The 14,842-nt window shown below is 62.5% G+C and carries 15 protein-coding genes; 13 read left to right on the top strand and 2 right to left on the bottom strand.

Features of this window, described 5'->3' with window-relative positions; translation table 11 throughout:
* The 7 genes from AC1D17_RS24680 to AC1D17_RS24650 form a co-directional block, all read left to right on the top strand.
* A partial coding sequence (locus tag AC1D17_RS24680; RefSeq protein ID WP_477567926.1) for a TIGR04028 family ABC transporter substrate-binding protein occupies positions 1-954 on the top strand: 954 nt, incomplete at its 5' end.
* 59 nt (positions 955-1,013) lie between these two features.
* Positions 1,014-1,958, top strand: a complete 945-nt coding sequence (locus AC1D17_RS24675) for an ABC transporter permease (RefSeq protein WP_477567925.1) — start codon at positions 1,014-1,016, stop codon at positions 1,956-1,958.
* Positions 1,955-2,875, top strand: coding sequence for an ABC transporter permease (locus AC1D17_RS24670; protein ID WP_477567924.1), 921 nt, complete (start codon positions 1,955-1,957; stop codon positions 2,873-2,875). Before AC1D17_RS24675 ends, AC1D17_RS24670 begins: the two co-directional genes overlap by 4 nt.
* Positions 2,872-4,569, top strand: a complete 1,698-nt coding sequence (locus AC1D17_RS24665) for a dipeptide ABC transporter ATP-binding protein (RefSeq protein ID WP_477567923.1) — start codon at positions 2,872-2,874, stop codon at positions 4,567-4,569. Before AC1D17_RS24670 ends, AC1D17_RS24665 begins: the two co-directional genes overlap by 4 nt.
* Positions 4,566-5,615, top strand: coding sequence for a putative FMN-dependent luciferase-like monooxygenase (locus tag AC1D17_RS24660; protein ID WP_477567922.1), 1,050 nt, complete (start codon positions 4,566-4,568; stop codon positions 5,613-5,615). Before AC1D17_RS24665 ends, AC1D17_RS24660 begins: the two co-directional genes overlap by 4 nt.
* A 29-nt stretch (positions 5,616-5,644) precedes the next feature.
* Positions 5,645-6,280, top strand: a complete 636-nt coding sequence (locus AC1D17_RS24655) for a CMD domain protein (protein ID WP_477567921.1) — start codon at positions 5,645-5,647, stop codon at positions 6,278-6,280.
* Between the two features lie 11 nt (positions 6,281-6,291).
* A complete protein-coding gene (locus tag AC1D17_RS24650; protein ID WP_477567920.1) occupies positions 6,292-6,897 on the top strand; it encodes an alkylhydroperoxidase domain protein in 606 nt (201 codons plus the stop codon).
* A gap of 116 nt (positions 6,898-7,013) precedes the next feature.
* Here the strand turns inward: AC1D17_RS24650 and AC1D17_RS24645 are convergent, their stop codons facing one another.
* Entirely contained in the window at positions 7,014-7,769 is a 756-nt protein-coding gene (locus tag AC1D17_RS24645; protein ID WP_477567919.1) for an IclR family transcriptional regulator, read from the bottom strand.
* A gap of 137 nt (positions 7,770-7,906) precedes the next feature.
* Between AC1D17_RS24645 and AC1D17_RS24640 the strand changes: the two genes are divergently transcribed.
* From AC1D17_RS24640 to AC1D17_RS24625, 4 genes are read left to right on the top strand one after another with little or no spacing between them, the layout of a single operon-like run.
* Complete coding sequence (locus AC1D17_RS24640; RefSeq protein ID WP_477567918.1) at positions 7,907-8,755, top strand: CoA transferase subunit A; 849 nt, start codon at positions 7,907-7,909, stop codon at positions 8,753-8,755.
* 10 nt (positions 8,756-8,765) lie between these two features.
* Positions 8,766-9,548, top strand: a complete 783-nt coding sequence (locus AC1D17_RS24635; RefSeq protein ID WP_477567917.1) for a CoA-transferase subunit beta — start codon at positions 8,766-8,768, stop codon at positions 9,546-9,548.
* Entirely contained in the window at positions 9,548-10,753 is a 1,206-nt protein-coding gene (gene pcaF, locus AC1D17_RS24630; protein WP_477567916.1) for a 3-oxoadipyl-CoA thiolase, read from the top strand. Before AC1D17_RS24635 ends, pcaF begins: the two co-directional genes overlap by 1 nt.
* Positions 10,750-11,049 carry a hypothetical protein gene (locus tag AC1D17_RS24625; RefSeq protein WP_477567915.1) on the top strand — a complete coding sequence of 100 codons (300 nt, stop codon included), beginning with the start codon at positions 10,750-10,752 and terminating at the stop codon, positions 11,047-11,049. The genes pcaF and AC1D17_RS24625 overlap by 4 nt, the downstream gene beginning before the upstream one ends.
* On the opposite strand, the gene pobA is transcribed toward AC1D17_RS24625, so the two are convergent.
* Positions 11,028-12,200: a 4-hydroxybenzoate 3-monooxygenase gene (gene pobA, locus AC1D17_RS24620; RefSeq protein WP_477567914.1), complete on the bottom strand. Its 1,173-nt coding sequence runs from the start codon at positions 12,198-12,200 to the stop codon at positions 11,028-11,030. The two genes, AC1D17_RS24625 and pobA, sit on opposite strands and share 22 nt — an antisense overlap.
* A 115-nt stretch (positions 12,201-12,315) precedes the next feature.
* Between pobA and AC1D17_RS24615 the strand changes: the two genes are divergently transcribed.
* Together AC1D17_RS24615 and AC1D17_RS24610 are read left to right on the top strand one after the other, a co-directional pair.
* Positions 12,316-13,197 carry a helix-turn-helix domain-containing protein gene (locus AC1D17_RS24615; RefSeq protein ID WP_477567913.1) on the top strand — a complete coding sequence of 294 codons (882 nt, stop codon included), beginning with the start codon at positions 12,316-12,318 and terminating at the stop codon, positions 13,195-13,197.
* A gap of 207 nt (positions 13,198-13,404) precedes the next feature.
* Positions 13,405-14,481 carry a D-TA family PLP-dependent enzyme gene (locus tag AC1D17_RS24610; protein WP_477567912.1) on the top strand — a complete coding sequence of 359 codons (1,077 nt, stop codon included), beginning with the start codon at positions 13,405-13,407 and terminating at the stop codon, positions 14,479-14,481.
* Positions 14,482-14,842: the final 361 nt, after the last annotated feature.

Below are 14,842 nucleotides of genomic sequence, written 5' to 3'. Positions count from 1 at the left end.
CACCAGGGCCGCGCCTATCTCGACGGCATTAAATACGTGATCACCGGCGAGGACARCGTCCGTATCGGCGCGCTTTTGTCCGGGCAGGCCGACTTCATCCGCCAGGTGCAGGCCTATGACGAGGCGCAGGTCGAAGATCAGGGCTACAAGATCTATGCGGCTCCGACGCGCGGCGTCAACAACAGCGTCGTCTTCCGTCCGGACAATCCGCTGGTTGCCGACGTCCGGGTTCGCCAGGCGCTGCTGCATGGCACCAACGCGCAGGAAATCATCTCGACGCTGTTCTCGGCTAATTATCCACAGGCCAAGTCGATCGTTGCTTCGACGGCACAGGGTTATGTCGACCTGTCGTCCAAGCTTGCCTATGATCCGGAAAAGGCGACAAAATTGCTGGACGATGCCGGCTGGACGCCGGGCACGAACGGTATCCGTGCAAAGGATGGCCAGCAGCTCGTCCTGACGGCGTATGAATCGCCGCCGCAGCCGCAAAACAAGGCGACCCTCCAGCTCGTTTCGCAACAATGGGCCAAGCTCGGCGTCACGCTGAATGTCCTGGCTGGCGATGCCGGAAGCAGGACCGTGGATGATCTCGACCCGGCAAAGACCCCGGTCTCACCGGCCATGGTCGGACGCGCTGATCCGGACGTCATCAAGAGCCAGTATTATCCGAAAAACCGCGACGTGCTGCGCCAGAAGGGCGGCCCGAGCGACAAGGTGAAATCCTTCGTCGACAACAAGCTGAACGGCTTGCTGGAAGCGCTTTCCTCGGAGCCCAATCGCGAAAAACGGCTGTTGATTGCCGGCGAGGTGCAGAACTACGTGCTCGACCAGGCCTATGCGATCCCGATCTTCGAAGAGCCGCAGGCCTACGCCGGCGCACCCTATCTGCAGGGCGTCGATTTCGAAGCTGTCGGCCGCCCGCGCTTCTACAGCACCTGGCTTGCCGAACACTGACGGCTCCGGACTGGCCCGGCCTGAGGCCGGGCCAGTTGCAACGACAAGGTGGATAGCGAATGGCAAGATATATAATCTCGCGGGTGGGCCAGGCGCTGCTCGTCCTTTGGGCAGCGTTTACGATTTCCTTCGTATTGCTGCAGGCGATGCCCGGCGACGCGGTGCTGATCAAATTCCAGAATCCGGAATACGGACTGAGCGCCGAACAGATCGCCGATATCCGCGCCGCCTACGATGCCGATGGTTCGGTCGTTTTGCAGTATCTCCACACGATCGGCAATTTCGTTACCGGTGATTTCGGCTATTCGCTGCAGGCCGGGGTTGCGGTCAGCGCCCAGCTGGCGGCCAACCTGCCATCGACAATCCGGCTTGCCGGGCTTGCCTTTGCCGCGGCGGTCCTGCTTGCGGTCATCATCGCGGTCCTGTCCAATCTTTCCGGCTTTACACGTCTGCGCTCGTTCATCCTGTCGCTGCCGTCGCTCTTCGTTTCGATACCGACCTTCTGGCTCGGCATCATGCTGATCCAGATCTTCTCCTTCCGGCTCCGGCTCGTACCGGTGATCAATCCGGGGGAGTGGGAAGGCCTGATCCTGCCTGTTTTCACCATCGCGGTACCGATCTCTGCGCCGATGGCGCAAATCCTTCTGCGCAACATCGACGAGGTGCTGACGCGGCCCTTCGTCTCCGTCGCGCGCGCCAAAGGCGCCTCGCACGTCTTTGTTCTGTGGCGGCATGTCGCCAAGAACGCTTTCCTGCCCGTGCTGACGGTCGCCGGTGTCCTGTTTGGCGAACTTTTGGCAGGCGCGGTCATCACCGAAACGGTGTTCGGTCTCAACGGCATCGGCAGCCTGACGGAACAGGCGGTCAATTTCCAGGATGTCGCGGTGCTGCAGGCTATCGTGGTGATCTCGGCTGCCGCCTTCGTCACCATCAATCTCGCTGTCGATCTGCTCTATCCGGTGCTGGATCCACGGCTGAAAACAAGACTTGGGGGCGTGTCATGACCACTCTCGATACCACCGAACGGCATCGCAATATCGACAGTTCAAGTCCGCTCGACTGGATTTCTCCCCTGCCTGCGTCCGGCAGCACGGCGAAGCCAAGCGCCAAAACAAACCGCTACGCGGTCCGTATCCAGCCGGGTCTCATCCTTGCCTGCGTTACCCTGGCAATCGCACTGCTCTGGGCCGTCGCCCCCAACCTGTTCACATCCTACGACCCGGTGCAGGGCTTGCCGGGCCAGCAGTTGAAGGCACCAAGCGCGCTGCATCTCCTCGGAACGGATGCGCTCGGCCGCGATCTCTATGCCCGCCTCGTCTACGGCGCGGTCCATTCGCTCTCAGGCGCGGTCGCTGCCGTGGTGATCGGGCTTTTCGTCGGCACAACGCTCGGCGTGATTGCCGGTTCGACCGGCGGCTGGGTCGATGAAATCATCATGCGTATTGTCGATGTCCTTCTCTCGATACCGGCGCTGCTTTTGTCGCTCAGCATCATCATCCTGCTCGGTTTCGGCACGGTCAACGCCGCCATCGCTGTTGGATTCACCTCGATTGCCAGCTTTGCGCGCCTCGTCCGCTCGGAAGTCGTCAGCGTCCGGCGCAGCGAATATGTCGAGGCGGCCTTCGGCAGCGGCGGCACGTTTTTCAAGGTTCTCTGGCGCCATGTCCTGCCGAACTCGCTCACATCGGTGATTGCCTTCACAGCACTTCAGGTCGGTTCCGCCATCCTCCAGCTCTCCACCCTCGGCTTCCTCGGATACGGCGCGCCGCCGCCAACGCCGGAATGGGGACTGCTGATCGCGGAAGGCCGCAACTACATCGCGACGGCATGGTGGCTGACGGCCGCCCCCGGCATCGTGGTGGTGCTGGTGGTCCTCTCGGTCAATCGGGTCAGCCAGGCAATCGGAAAGGCGCAGCGATGACGATTTCCCCTCTCGGCCGGCTGGAAGGCACCGTTCTCCCATCTCCGGTTCTGGACGTGTCCGGCCTGACGATTTCCTATCGTGACCACAACGGCGCGCGAACCGCTGTTCATGGTGTCGATTTCACCGTCAACGCCGGCGAAGTGGTGGCCCTTGTCGGCGAGTCCGGCTCCGGCAAAAGCTCGACGGCGCAAGCCATCATCGGACTGCTTCCGGAAGATGGCCGCCTTGAAGGCGGCAGCATCCGGCTGAACCGGCAGGAGATTGCCGGCTGGCCGCAGAAACGGCTCGATGGCATACGCGGATCGGTGATCAGCCTCGTTCCGCAGGATCCGGGAAATTCGCTCAATCCGGTCAAGACGATCGGCAGGCAGGTCGCGGAAATCCTTGTCATCCATGGCAGGGCCTCCGGCGCCGTTGCCGATGCCCGCGCGATCGAACTGCTCGAACGCGTTGGCCTCAACCAGCCGGCGCTCAGGGCAACCCAATATCCACATGAACTGTCCGGGGGCATGAAGCAGCGGGTGCTGATCGCCATCGCCATCGCGCTCAAGCCATCGCTGATCATCGCCGACGAGCCGACCAGCGCACTGGATGTCACGGTGCAGAAGCACATCCTCGACCTGATCGACGAGCTTCGCCGGGAATACGGCACCGCCGTCCTGCTGGTCACCCACGATCTCGGCGTCGCTGCCGACCGCTCCGACAAGCTGATCGTGCTGAAGCAGGGGCGGATCCAGGAACAGGGCCTGACCGCTGATATTCTGGCCAATCCGCAGAGTGCCTATACGCAGCGGCTGCTCGCCGATGCTCCTTCTCTCAATGTCCGCCCCCGCCGCGTCGCGGCCGCCGCAAAAGCCGCACGGGAAGAAACCGCCGACGACATCATCATCGTTGAAGGGCTGGTCCAGGATTTCGGCCTTGGCGGCAAGGGCAAGGGTCTTCGCGCCCTCGACGATGTGTCCTTCCGTGTCCGGCGCGGCACCACGCATGCGCTGGTCGGCGAGTCCGGTTCCGGCAAGACGACAACGATCCGGACTGTTGCAGCCTTCCAAAAACCCACCGCCGGCAAGGTGATCGTCGATGGTCTCGATCTTTCCGCGCCACCGCGTGAAACGTTGAGGCTGCTGCGCAAGAAAATCCAGCTCGTCTATCAAAACCCCTTCGGCTCGCTCGATCCGCGCCAGACGATCGCCGGGATCGTTGAAGAACCGCTGTTGAATTTCGAGCCGATAGCGCGGGCCAAGCGCGCCGGGATCGTCGCCGGCACCATCGAGAAGGTCGGGTTGCCGCTCGACGTGCTGCAGCGCCGGCCGCATGCGCTTTCCGGCGGCCAGCGTCAGCGCGTCGCCATCGCCCGCGCCCTGGTTCTCGATCCGCAGATCCTCATTCTCGACGAAGCCGTGTCGGCGCTCGATGTCACCGTGCAGGCGCAGATCCTGTCCTTGCTGGATCAGCTGCAGCGCGACCTTGGGCTCACCTATCTCTTCGTTTCGCACGACCTCGCGGTGGTGCGCCAGATATCGGACACCGTCAGTGTCCTCAACAGCGGAAAGATCGTGGAAAGCGGTGCCGTCGAAGATGTCTTCGACCATCCGCAAAGCCCCTACACCCGGGAACTGATCGACGCCATTCCCGGCAAGACACTGCTTGCCAGGCAGCCAACCTCGACGAATTCAGGAAACATCCGATGACACATCCAGTCCAGCCCAAGCGGCTCGGCTTTTTCAGCCGCGTTCTCGATCATGGCGATGCGGCCACCCGCTATCGCCTGGTTGCCGAGCAGATCATTCATGCCGAAAAGCTCGGCTTCGACAGCGCCTGGGTGGCACAGCACCATTTCGATGCGGACGAAGGCGGGCTTCCCGCACCGCTGATTTTCCTCGCCGAGCTTGCGGCGCGGACCTCGCGCATCCGGCTCGGCACCGGGGTGATCACCTTGCCGATGGAAACCGCGGTTCGGGTTGCAGAAGATACGGCGGTGCTCGACATCCTGTCGAATGGCCGGCTGGAAATCGGTTTCGGCACCGGCGGCACGCCACAGGCGTTCCTGCCGTTCGGACTGGAAAGCACTGAGCGGGGATCCGTCTATGCCAAGAGCCTTGCGACGGTGCGCGATGCCTGGGCCGGCCGGGAGCTGGTCGGCGGCAACCGGCTTTATCCGACAGCGCCGCACTTGCTGGACCATATCTGGCAGGCGACCTTTTCCGTTGGCGGCGGCGAACGCGCCGGACGCGACGGCGACGGCCTGATGCTGTCGCGCACGCAGCCGCGCCCGCCGGAGGCGCCGCAAGCCGCACTTTGGGACCTGCAGAACCCGATCCTCGATGCCTATTTCGCCAATCTTCCGAAAGGCAGGACACCACGCATCCTTGGCTCGAGAAGCCTTTTCGTCGCCGATGACCGCAAGGAAGCGCTGCACTTTGCCGAACGCGGCCTGCGCCGCATCGTCGAGCGTTTCATCGCCAGCGGCCACACGATAACGGGGACGACAACAGCCGACCTCATCAAGGCCTTCGATGTGCATGTGGGAACACCTGACGACGTCGTCGCGTCGCTCAAGGCCGATACCGCATTGTCGCGTGTCACCGATCTCGTCTTCCAGGTTCACTCGGTGGACCCGCCGCACGAGCTTATCCTGCGCTCCCTGGAACTGACCGCCACCGTGGTCGCGCCAGCGCTCGGCTGGGCCGGGCAAGCGCCGGTGCAGCAACAGCGCCGGCTGGCCGCAACCGCATGAGTTCCACTTTTTAAAGAAAGGCAACGACCATGACTGTACCGACACCTGACGTCATCGACCGTCTGGCGGATATCCGCCCCGGATCGTTCGTCGATCGCATTCGCGCCGAGCGCCCCGAGACACGTGCCAATGCCCAGAAAAGCTATCTCGCACTGTTCGAACCGGCGCAGGACGGCGATGTCACGCGGGTAGAACGCCTACTCGTCGCGGCCTTCGTTGCTGGCCTGCACGGCGCGGATGCCGCCGAGGAGTTCTATGCAGGAGGGGCCGCCGGCATCGGCGGCAGCACCTCGCTGATCGCCGCCGTGAAAAGCGAAATCGAGGCCGGGCGAACGCGCGGGCCTTATGGAAAATACCCGTCCGGGCCACTGTCCGGCGAAGACAAGCCGGGACCGGCCTTCACCGTGTCGGAATCCGGGCGCGCTGCCCTCGGGGGCAAGCTGTCGGCAGCTTTGGAACACAGTCATCTTCTGGTCTACCGGCCGCGCGAAGCAAACCCTGCGGCTTTGCAGACATTGCTCGATGCCGGATGGACGACGACGGCGATCGTCACCCTGTCGCAGATCGTCGCCTTCCTGGCCTTCCAGATCCGCGTGGCGGCCGGTCTTACCGCACTTTCCGAAGCGGGCGAGGGCGCTCTCGCATCCGCAACGGCAGCCGAATAAGGAAACAGCCTATGACCGAGACCGTCATCCATCCCACCATCGAACGTCGCCCGAACGCCTTTACTCAAGCCGAGATCGGCTGGACGCCCTGGCTGCAGCCACTGGCAGAAGAAGACCTCACCGACCGGCACTGGGCGGGGCTTGTCGATGCGTCACGCTCGAAATCGCCTTATTTCATGCTGCTTGCCCGCGATCCGGAAATTCTGGAAGCGCGCACCAAGACCGACAAGGACATTTTCTACAACACCAAGACAGGCCTGCCGCGGGCGGAGCGCGAGCTTTCTGCCGCCTCCGCATCGCGTTTCAACGGCTGCATCTTCTGCGCGTCGGTTCACTCCCGCTTCGCCTCGCATCATTCCAAGCGCACCGGCGATGTGCAAAGGCTGCTCGATGAAGGTACGGACGCCGATCTCGGCAGCGCCCGCTGGAATGCGGTTGCCAAGGTCTCGGTCGCGCTGACGGAAACTCCTTCCACGTTCGGCGAGACCGACATCGAACGCCTGCGGTCGGAAGGCCTCGACGATCTCGAAATCGCCGACGCGATCCACGGCGCGGCTTTCTTCAACTGGGCGAACCGGCTGATGCTGTCGCTCGGTGAGCCAACGCCTGCGGCGTAAATTCGCCCGCCCTGTCCTTCAGCGGTAAGTTCGCTGCTGCCTCTATAGGCAGCGGCGAGTTTGCCATGTCTAGATCAGGCACGAGGGATGCCAACGGCGAGCCGTGCCAATATGGCTCAACGCAAGACCAGCCGCAGTGCCCTTTGCGTCTCCTTCAGCAAAGGCAGGTAGCGCGCCACCATCTCGGCGGCGGGCACATGGGCAGCAGGAGCACCGATGTTGATCGCTGCAACGACGCGGCCGCGGTCGTTCTCGACCTGGACCGCAATGGAGCAGAGCCCGAGCTCCAGCTCCTGATCGATAACGGCATAGCCCTGGTCACGCACGCGGCGGAGTTCCTCCATCAACACGTTCGGGTCGATCTTCGTCAGCGGCGTATTGGCCTTGAGCTCGGAGCGATCCAGAATGCTGCGTGCCTCGGCCTCCGGCAACGCGGCCAGCAGAACCCGGCCCATCGAGGCGCAATAGGCCGGCAGGCGCGAGCCGGGCGAGAGGTTGATCGACATCACGCGCTTTTGCGAGGCGCGGGCGATGTAGACCACCTCCGTCCCATCCAGAACGGAAGCCGACGCGCTTTGCCCCGCCTTTTCCGAGAGCTGGTCGAGATAGGGCTGGATCATCAGCGGCAGCGGTGTCGCCGACAGATAGGCATGGCCGAGCCGCAACACCTTCGGCGTCAGCGCGAAGAACTTGCCGTCATAATCGGCATAACCGAGATCGGCGAGTGTCAAAAGGCAGCGCCTGACCGTCGCGCGGTCGAGCTCCGTCAGCTTGGCCGCCTCGGCGATGGTAAGCTTTGGCCGCGTTTCTCCGAAGGCTTCAATGACTTTCAGGCCGCGTGCAAAGCCGCTGACAAAATCCGATTCCCGCATGATTCCAATCCCACATCGACTCCATTGTGTGCGTTATACGAACAAATATCAAATAACGCACGAATTATTTGACGACGCGCGGAATCGAGCGCTTATTGCGCCGATCAAACGTGGAAACAGATCTGGAGGAGAATGCCTTGGCGCGATTGACTTCGCTGGCGGAAGCCATTTCCGAAAACGTGAACGACGGCGATACCGTTGCCATGGAGGGGTTCACCCACCTCATCCCCTATGCCGCCGGCCACGAAGTGATCCGGCAGGGCAAGAAGGATCTGTTTCTCATCCGCATGACGCCGGATATCCTCTATGATCAGCTGATCGGGGCGGGTGCTGCGCGCGGCATGAAATTCTCCTGGGGCGGCAATCCGGGCGTCGGTTCGCTGCACCGCTTCCGGGATGCCGTCGAAAACCAGTGGCCGCGGCCGCTGGAGATCGAGGAACATTCGCACGCTGCGATGGCCAATGCCTATGAGGCGGGTGCCGCAAACCTGCCGTTTGCCATGCTGCGCGGTTATATCGGCGCCGATCTCACCAAGGTGAACCCGAACATCAGGCAGGTCACGTGCCCCTTCACCGGCGAGGTACTGGCCGCCGTTCCCGCAATCCGCCCGGACGTGACGATCATTCATGCGCTGCGTGCTGATCGAAAGGGCAATGTGCTCATCGAAGGTATTCTCGGCGTGCAGAAGGAAGCTGTGCTCGGGGCCAGGCGCTCGATCGTTACGGTCGAGGAAATCGTCGACGAGCTCAACCCGCCGTCGCCGAACTCCGTCGTCCTGCCCTCATGGGCGGTGACTGCGGTCGTCGAGGTGCCCGGCGGCGCCTTTCCGTCCTATGCTCAAGGCTATTATCCGCGCTCCAACGCCTTCTACATCGCCTGGGACGAGATCGCCCGCGACCGCGATACGTTCCAGGCCTGGATCGAGGAAAACATCATGAAGGCCGGGCCGGAAGATTTTGCCAGGCATGCGAAGAAGGCTGCGTGAGGAGAGCACGATGAGCAATTTCACCCCCACCGAAATGATGACCATCGCAGCCTCCCGCGCACTTACCAATGACGATGTCTGCTTCGTCGGCATCGGCGCGCCGTCGGCTGCCTGCAACGTCGCCCGGCTGACCCATGCGCCGGATATCACCCTGATCTACGAAAGCGGCACGGTCGGCACCAGGCCGGATGTGTTGCCGCTGTCGATCGGCGACGGTGAACTGTGCGACACAGCACTTTTCACCGTCTCGGTGCCGGAAATGTTCCGCTATTGGCTGCAGGGCGGCCGCATCACCACCGGCTTCCTCGGTGGCGCCCAGATTGACCGGTTCGCCAACCTCAACACCACCGTCGTCGGCCCTTATGAGCATCCGAAAGTTCGCCTGCCCGGCGGCGGCGGCGCACCGGAGATCGCCAGCAATTGCGGCCAGATCTTCATTACCATGGCGCTGTCCAAGCGCGGCTTCGTCGACAAGCTCAACTTCATCACCTCGATGGGGCATGGCGAAGGCGGCAACCACCGCGAACGTCTCGGCATGAAGACCAAGGGGCCGACGCGCGTCATCACCGACCTGTGCATCCTTGAGCCGGATCCTGCCACCAAGGAACTGACCGTCGTCTCCATCCATCAAGGCGTGACGCGCGAGCAGATCGTCGAGAATTGCGGCTGGCCGATCAAGTTTGCGCAAACGGTGATCGGCACACCGGTTCCAACGGACACCGAGCTTCAGACCCTGCGCGACATCAATGCGCGCACCAAGAAGGCCCATCAGGGCAGCAAGGAAGCCGCATGATGACCGAGGCCTATATCTGCGACTATATCCGCACGCCGATCGGCCGTTTCGGCGGTGCGCTGTCCTCCGTCCGCGCCGACGATCTCGGGGCCATCCCGCTCAAGGCGCTGATGCAGCGCAACGCCAACGTCGATTGGCAGGCGGTCGATGACGTCATTTTCGGTTGCGCCAACCAGGCGGGCGAGGATAATCGCAACGTCGCGCGCATGTCGCTCCTGCTCGCTGGCCTGCCGCTCGAGGTTTCCGGCACGACGATCAACCGGCTCTGTGGCTCCGGCATGGATGCCGTCATTGCGGCCGCCCGCGCCATTCGCGCCGGTGAGGCGGAACTGATGATTGCCGGTGGCGTCGAAAGCATGTCGCGCGCGCCGTTCGTCATGCCGAAAGCCGAAAGCGCCTTTTCCCGTGCCGCTGAAATCCACGATACGACGATCGGCTGGCGCTTCATCAATCCGATGATGAAAAAGCAGTATGGCGTCGATTCCATGCCGGAAACCGGCGAGAACGTCGCCGAAGACTACAAGGTCAGCCGTCAGGATCAGGATGCCTTTGCGGTCCGCTCGCAGAACAAGGCCGCCGCTGCCCAGGAAAATGGACGGTTGGGCCAGGAAATCACGCCCGTGAGCATCCCGCAGCGCAAGGGCGATCCGGTCGTCGTCGGCCGGGATGAACATCCACGCGCAACGACGATCGAGACGCTCGCCAAGCTTGGCACGCCGTTCAGGAAGGACGGCGGCACCGTCACCGCGGGCAATGCCTCCGGCGTCAATGATGGCGCCGCGGCCCTGATCATTGCCTCCGAAGCCGGCGTGAAGAAACACGGCCTGACGCCGATTGCCCGCATCATGGGCGGCGCTGCCGCCGGCGTGCCGCCGCGCATCATGGGCATCGGCCCTGTGCCCGCATCGCAAAAGCTGATGGCACGTCTTGGCATGACACAGGACCAGTTCGACGTGATCGAGCTCAATGAAGCCTTTGCAAGCCAGGGCCTTGCCGTCCTGCGCGAGTTGGGCATTGCCGACGACGATCCGCGCGTCAACCGCAATGGCGGTGCCATCGCCCTCGGCCACCCGCTCGGCATGTCCGGCGCCCGCATCACCGGTACGGCGGCGCGCGAGCTGAAGCTGACCGGCGGCCGCTATTCGCTCTCGACCATGTGCATCGGCGTCGGGCAGGGCATCGCGATCGCGCTGGAACGCGCATGAGGACATCGGTGGCGGCCAGCGTTGCCGCCGACAATCTGCACTTCTATGATATCGCACAGGAGCGAACGGAAGAGGGCATCATGGCAGACGTAAAAACTCCGTCTCCGACAGACTGTCGTGACGCGGCGACTTCAGATATTCCAAGGTGTGAAGAGAAAGGCGTCTCCACATCCACTCATGCCGCACAAGCGCCGTGGAGCAATCTGAAAGCTGCGATCGCTCGCGGGTTCAGCGAAGACTTCATGATCGACGGGCGCGATCAACCGCTCACCCCTCAGTACGCCAACCCCACATAATTCTCCGCCAGCACCGTCGCTGCCGCGCGGGAATGGGTGAGATAATCCAGCTCCGCTTCCTGGATCTTCTGGTCGAAGGCACCGGTGTCCGGAAAACGGTGCAACATCGTCGTCATCCACCAGGAGAAGCGGACGGCTTTCCAGACGCGGGAAAGGGCACGGGCGGAATAGGCGTCAATGCCGGCAGGCGAGCGGTCCTGATAATATTCGCAGAGACCCGCATAGAGATAATGGACATCGCTGGCCGCGAGATTCAGCCCCTTGGCCCCTGTCGGCGGTACGATATGCGCGGCATCGCCAACGAGGAAGAGATTGCCAAACCGCATCGGCTCCGCCACGAAGGAGCGCAGCGGCGCGATCGATTTTTCGAAGGATGGGCCGGCGATCAGCGCTTCGGCATGGTGGGCGGGCAGGCGCCGGCGGAGCTCGTCCCAGAACCGCTCGTCGCTCCAGTCCTCGACCTTCTCGTCCAGCGGGCATTGCAGATAGTAGCGGCTGCGGCTTTGCGAGCGCATCGAGCAGAGCGCGAAACCGCGCGGATGGTTGGCATAGATCAGTTCGTGATTGACCGGCGGCACGTCGGCGAGCAGGCCGAGCCAGCCGAACGGATAGACCTTTTCGAATGTGGTGATCGATCTTTCCGGCACAGTCTTGCGGCTGACACCGTGAAAACCGTCGCAACCGGCAATGAAATCGCAATCGATGCGATGGCTTACCCCCGCCGTCTCGTAGGTGACATAGGGCGACCGGCCGTCAAAATCGTGCGGGCAGACATTGGCAGCATCATAGATCGTCGCGGCACCGATGGCCTCGCGATGCTGCATCAGGTCACGCGTCAGCTCGGTCTGGCCATAGACCATGACGCCCTTGCCGCCGGTCAGATCCGCAAGGTCGATACGGTGGTCGCGGCCGTCGAAGGCAAGCGAAAAACCGCCATGCGGCAACCCTTCGGCATGCATCCGTCCACCGGCTCCAGCCTCGTCCATCAGCCCCACTGTACCGCTTTCAAGGACGCCCGCACGGACACGGCCGAGAATATAGTCCTTGCCGGCACGATCCAGAATGACAGCCTCGATGCCGGCTTTCGCCAGCAATTGTCCAAGCAGCAATCCGGATGGACCTGAACCGATAATGACGACCTGCGTGCGCATCTCTTCCTCCCGAAATGGTGCCGTTGGAGTGTGACACCGGCGCGTTACCGTCTCAATGGACATTGAGGTCAAGAAATTGCACAAATCGAACATTCAGGATATTTGCGGGACAACAATGCGCACCATCCCAACCTATGACTTATACGGCGAAAAGACCGGCGATTCTGCCGGATTCTGGTTGCATTGCGAAACAATCTCGTCGCGCAGCCGCCTGCATCACTTTGAGATCGGCCTGCATCGCCATGAGCAATTCTTTCAGATCCTGTACATCGAGGCCGGATCAGGCGATGCGGTCTTTGGCGATACTGTGCATGCGATTGCCGCGCCGGCGGTCATCACCGTGCCGCCTCTTTCCCGTCACGGCTTCCGGTTTTCGAAGGATATCGATGGTTATGTCTTCACGGTGCTGACATCGCACCTGAAAACCATGCCGGCCGGTCACAGCCGGCTTGGCGCCTGGCTCGGCGTTCCACGCCTGACGGCGCTGCTGGCGGAGCATGCCGACAGCCGCTACATCGCCGATACGCTGCATCGCCTTGCTGCAGAAGCCGCTGCCCGGCGAACGGGGCCAGCGGACCTTTGCGAGGCCTACCTGACATCCGCACTTCGGCTAACGGCACGTGCATCCGCCGCAGGTCAGGGTGACGAAGACGGGGAAGCGACGGAAAACCAGCGGCGGTTGAACAGGCTGAACGGACTGATCCACCAGCATTTCCGCTCCCACAAGCCGGCGTCGTTCTACGCGATTGAACTTGGTGTTTCCCCGACCCATCTCAACCGCATCGTCAAGCAGCTCACCGGCCACAGCACCCAGGCGCTGATCAATGGCAAGCTGATCGACGAAGCGCAGCGCGAACTGCTTTTCACACAGGCCCCGGTACAGGAAATCGGCTTTAGGCTCGGCTTTTCCGATCCCGCCTATTTCTCCCGCTTCTTCCTGACCCGGACAGGTCTGTCACCCCGGCAATGGCGGCAGGCGCAGGGGCGGGAAGGCTGACCTTGTCATTTTCGCGCGTTTGCAATTCTTGGATTAGCCGCCGGTCTTTGCCTGCCGGACCTCGGCAATGAAGCGCCCAGCATACCAGATGGACGCAATCGACGCCGAGATGCATGGACTGCCGGGAATTTGCCGGGTAGGTATCTGAACGACAGGCACGCAGCATGGCTTCCGCCTGAAATTGCAGCAGATTTTTTCGGAGACCCCATGAGCAAGGCCTTATCGACGCTTCAGACCGTGAGCACTCCAGCCGTTTTGATCGATCTCGACATCGCGCGGCGCAATATCCAGCGTTTCCAGACCTATGCCGACGCACATGGATTGAAGGTTCGCCCGCATATCAAGACGCACAAGCTGCCGGCGGTGGCCGAGATGCAGCTGAGGGCAGGGGCCGTCGGCGTCACCTGCCAGAAGGTGTCCGAAGCCGAGGCCATGATTGCCGGCAGCCCTGAAATCCGGGACGTTCTCATCACCTACAATATTCTCGGCGCCGAGAAGCTCGAGCATCTGGCTGCTCTTGCCCGAAAGGTGACGCTGAGTGTCGTCGCCGACAATGAAACCGTCATCGACGGCCTCTCGCGCGCTTTCGCGTCGGAGCCGGCACCCCTGCGGGTTCTGGTGGAATGCAACACAGGTGCCGACCGCTGCGGCGTGCCGACCCCGCAAGCCGCGGCCGAACTCGCGCAACGGATCGCCAAGGCGCCCGGTCTCGTCTTCGGCGGCCTGATGACCTATCCACCGGCAAACGGCGCGACCACTGTCGAATCCTTCATGACCCGCGCCAAGGCGTTCATCGAAGCAGCCGGCATCAAGGTTCCGGTAATCACGTCAGGCGGCACTCCGTCGATGATGGAGGCGGCCAAGGCACCGGTCACCACCGAATACCGGCCGGGAACCTATGTCTATAACGACCGCTCGCTGGTCGCACGCGGCGCCTGCACATGGGACGATTGTGCGCTCACCGTGCTTGCCACCGTCGTTTCCGTCCCGGCTGCCAATCGCGCCATCATCGACGCAGGCTCAAAGGCGCTGACGTCCGACCTGCTCGGCCTGACGGGTTATGGCCATGTGCTCGGCCGCAACGACATTACCATCGACCAACTCTCGGAAGAACACGGCCGCCTCGTCAGCGAAGGCCCGATCGACCTGAAGGTCGGCGACCGGCTGCGCATCGTGCCCAATCACGCCTGCGTCGTCACCAATCTGGTCGATGCGGTGAACATCGTTGAACACAGCGAGATTTCAGCCGTCTGGCCGGTTGTTGCGCGCGGCAGGATCGTCTGACGATCGCCTCGGGGCACACAACGAACCTCAATCGCGTGCCGTCCGGATGGATCACGAAGGCTGCATAACAGCGTGGGCCATAGGCCGCGCGCAAACCGGGGCGGCTACAGGCTCTGTCAAAGCTGGTTAGATGCGCGACGTCGCCAGCCAGTTAGAAATGCGACACTCAGCATCTCCGCTGGCGCTGACGGCAGCCCCCGATCCGACCGGCTGGGCCGGGTTGCGAGGGAGGAGCGGGGGCGGGTGAAGGACACCCCTTCGGCTTTAGCTTTGAGACTATGAGTGCCAGCGGTTCATTCCGCTGCCTCCATGCGCGCCAGCGCCTGCTGCCTTTTGGCAATGACCTCAGGATCATTCATGA

The sequence above is a fragment of the Pararhizobium sp. P1_E7 genome, assembly GCF_056405855.1.
Note: the sequence above shows the minus strand (reverse complement) of the source record. Positions and strands in the feature narration are given on the sequence as shown.

What these genes read in the sequence shown, in the direction of transcription:
- AC1D17_RS24675 (WP_477567925.1), top strand. Translation starts at nt 1,014, where the DNA reads ATGGCAAGATATATAATCTCGCGGGTGGGCCAGGCGCTGCTCGTCCTT.
- AC1D17_RS24670 (WP_477567924.1), top strand. Translation starts at nt 1,955, where the DNA reads ATGACCACTCTCGATACCACCGAACGGCATCGCAATATCGACAGTTCA.
- AC1D17_RS24665 (WP_477567923.1), top strand. Translation starts at nt 2,872, where the DNA reads ATGACGATTTCCCCTCTCGGCCGGCTGGAAGGCACCGTTCTCCCATCT.
- AC1D17_RS24660 (WP_477567922.1), top strand. Translation starts at nt 4,566, where the DNA reads ATGACACATCCAGTCCAGCCCAAGCGGCTCGGCTTTTTCAGCCGCGTT.
- AC1D17_RS24655 (WP_477567921.1), top strand. Translation starts at nt 5,645, where the DNA reads ATGACTGTACCGACACCTGACGTCATCGACCGTCTGGCGGATATCCGC.
- AC1D17_RS24650 (WP_477567920.1), top strand. Translation starts at nt 6,292, where the DNA reads ATGACCGAGACCGTCATCCATCCCACCATCGAACGTCGCCCGAACGCC.
- AC1D17_RS24645 (WP_477567919.1), bottom strand. Translation starts at nt 7,769, where the DNA reads ATGCGGGAATCGGATTTTGTCAGCGGCTTTGCACGCGGCCTGAAAGTC.
- AC1D17_RS24635 (WP_477567917.1), top strand. Translation starts at nt 8,766, where the DNA reads ATGAGCAATTTCACCCCCACCGAAATGATGACCATCGCAGCCTCCCGC.
- pcaF (WP_477567916.1), top strand. Translation starts at nt 9,548, where the DNA reads ATGACCGAGGCCTATATCTGCGACTATATCCGCACGCCGATCGGCCGT.
- AC1D17_RS24625 (WP_477567915.1), top strand. Translation starts at nt 10,750, where the DNA reads ATGAGGACATCGGTGGCGGCCAGCGTTGCCGCCGACAATCTGCACTTC.
- pobA (WP_477567914.1), bottom strand. Translation starts at nt 12,200, where the DNA reads ATGCGCACGCAGGTCGTCATTATCGGTTCAGGTCCATCCGGATTGCTG.
- AC1D17_RS24615 (WP_477567913.1), top strand. Translation starts at nt 12,316, where the DNA reads ATGCGCACCATCCCAACCTATGACTTATACGGCGAAAAGACCGGCGAT.
- AC1D17_RS24610 (WP_477567912.1), top strand. Translation starts at nt 13,405, where the DNA reads ATGAGCAAGGCCTTATCGACGCTTCAGACCGTGAGCACTCCAGCCGTT.